Here is a 1,900-nt window from a genome sequence, read left to right on the forward strand (position 1 = left end):
GGGTCGGCCGGGTGCCGCGTTGGCGACGCTGCGTCGGGATCATGGTGATCACCGTCAGTTCGTCACCGCGATGGCGACGGCCTGGACGCATGGCGTTTCCGTCGACTGGACGAGCCTCTTCCCCGCGCGGACCCGCCGCGTCCCGCTTCCCACCTACCCCTTCCAACGCGAGCGCTACTGGCTCGACGATCTCCCGGACCGCTCCCGCACCGCCCGGCCGCCGCTGGCGATCGAGGCCACGCCGACACCCGACGCCGAAACGTCCACGCCTCCCGCCGCCGGCGTCGAGCCCCGCGACGTCCTACGACTGATCCAGGACCATGTCGCCGCCCTGCTCGGCCACGACAACACCGACGAGATCGACGCCCGCGAGACCTTCCACGATCTCGGCTTCGACTCGCACGCCTCCGTCGAACTGCGGACCCGCCTCGCCCGGGCACTCACCCTGCCGCTGCCCGTCTCGCTGCTGTTCGACCACCCGACACCGACCCGGCTCGCCGACTATCTGACAAGCCGGCTGCGGGGCGAAACCGGCCGCGCCGCGCCCGTCGCGCCGACCACGAGCGCCGACCCGGCCGAGCCGATCGCGATCGTCGCGATGAGCTGCCGCTACGCCGCCGGAATCGAAACACCGGAACAGCTGTGGCAGTTCCTGCTCGACGGCAACGACGCGATCGGCGGCTTCCCCACCGACCGAGGCTGGGACGCCGACGAGATCTACCGCGACGCCGCCCGCAACCCAGGCGGAACGCTGCGGCCCGCCGGCGCGTTCCTGGACGGCGCCGGCGATTTCGACGCCGCCTTTTTCGGTATCTCGCCACGCGAAGCCTTGGCCATGGACCCCCAGCAGCGGCTGCTCCTGGAGACCGCGTGGGAGGCCGTCGAACGCCTGGGCGTCGACCCCGACTCGCTGCGCGGCAGCAGGACCGGCGTGTTCGTCGGCGCCACGGCCCAGGACTACGGCCCGCAGATGCACCAGGCCCCACCGGACCTGGAAGGCCATCTGCTGACCGGCGGCACACCGAGCGTCGCCTCCGGCCGCATCGCCTACACGCTCGGCCTGGAAGGCCCCGCCCTCACCGTCGACACCGCCTGCTCGTCCTCGCTGGTGGCCCTCCACCTGGCGGCGCAGGCGTTGCGCGCCAACGAGTGCGAGCTGGCGCTGGCCGGCGGCGTCACCCTGATGGCGACCCCCGGCATGTTCACCGAGTTCAGCCGCCAGCAGGGCCTGGCCCCCGACGGACGCTGCAAGCCGTTCGCCTCGGCGGCCGACGGCACCGGCTGGGGGGAGGGCGTCGGCCTGCTGGTCCTCGAACGACTCTCGGACGCGCGCCGCCTCGGCCATGACATCCTCGCCGTCATCCGCGGCAGCGCCGTCAACCAGGACGGCGCCTCCAACAGCCTCAGCGCGCCGAACGGCCCCTCCCAGGAGCGCGTCATCCGCCAGGCGCTGGCCAACGCCCGGCTGACGAGCGGCGATGTGGACGCCGTCGAGGCCCATGGCACCGGCACCGCCCTCGGCGACCCGATCGAGGCACACGCCCTGCTGGCCACCTATGGCCAAGACCGCCCGGCCGACCGCCCGTTGCTCCTCGGCTCGGTGAAGTCCAACATCGGGCACACCCAGGCCGCCGCCGGCGTCGCCGGCGTCATCAAGATGGTGCTGGCCATGCGACACGGCCTGCTGCCCCGCACCCTGCACATCGACGAACCCACCCACCGGGTCGACTGGTCCGTCGGCGAGCTGCGGCTGCTGACCGAGGCGACGCCCTGGCCGGAGGCCGACCGGCCGCGCCGCGCCGCCGTCTCCTCGTTCGGCATCAGCGGCACCAACGCCCACATCATCCTCGAAGGCCACCCCGAGCCCGCCGTTCCGGAACCCGCCGATGAGCCGTCGGTT

General features: G+C 72.9%; 1 pseudogene. It reads left to right on the forward strand.

Annotation, left to right across the window (positions count from 1 at the left end):
- Positions 1-13: 13 nt before the first annotated feature.
- Positions 14-1,900 (forward strand): annotated as a pseudogene (locus AOM46_RS00005) (beta-ketoacyl synthase N-terminal-like domain-containing protein); the annotation flags it as partial.

It is taken from the genome of Streptomyces sp. NBRC 109706 (genome assembly GCF_000974485.1).
Lineage (GTDB): Bacteria > Actinomycetota > Actinomycetes > Streptomycetales > Streptomycetaceae > Streptomyces.